The 665-nt window shown below is 45.1% G+C and carries 1 protein-coding gene; it reads right to left on the bottom strand.

The annotated features are described in order from the left end of the window. Positions 1–643, bottom strand: a 643-nt coding sequence (locus J1785_RS00495) for a transposase (protein WP_217218544.1), incomplete at its 3' end; no start/stop codon positions are given. Positions 644–665: the final 22 nt, after the last annotated feature.

Below are 665 nucleotides of genomic sequence, written 5' to 3' on the forward strand. Positions count from 1 at the left end.
GCTGCATTTGCTTTAACTCTTCTAAACGTTGTTGCAACCATGCCAGTTTCGTCGCTGTTAAATCTGTGATTATTTCAGGCTCAGCAGTCTTGTCAGCTTCATCGAGTTTATTCAGGTACAGAGCTATACTCTGCTCAACCCTTTCGATGTGACCTTTTGCTTTCTGGGGGGTGAAGTTGTTCGATTTGCTGTTTACCGCCTTGAATTTGCTGCCGTCGATGGCAACAATCACATCGGTGAACATTTGCATCTGCCGACACAAGTCAATAAAAGCTCGGCAGGTGTTTTTGATACCTTTACCATTGTTTTTTCTGAAGTCGGCAATGGTTTTAAAATCAGGTGTTAATCGTTCAAGTAACCACATCAGCTCCACGTTCCGATGGGCTTCTTTTTCTAACCTGCGGGAGGACTGAATACGGTTCAGGTATCCATAAATGTACAGCTTTAGCAGGGTTGCAGGGTGGTATCCTGGCCGCCCGGTCTGTTTGGGATTAACGCTTTCGAAGCCAAGTACATCAAGCTGTAATCCATCAACAAATACATCAACAACTCTGACTGGGTTATCCTCGGTGACAAAATCATCCAGCACTTCAGGCAGCAACGTCACCTGATGTCTGCCCTGACCTTTAATGTGATGGGTCATATCTGCACCCGCAATATGTAAT

The organism is Rahnella perminowiae, from assembly GCF_019049755.1.
Lineage (GTDB): Bacteria > Pseudomonadota > Gammaproteobacteria > Enterobacterales > Enterobacteriaceae > Rahnella > Rahnella perminowiae.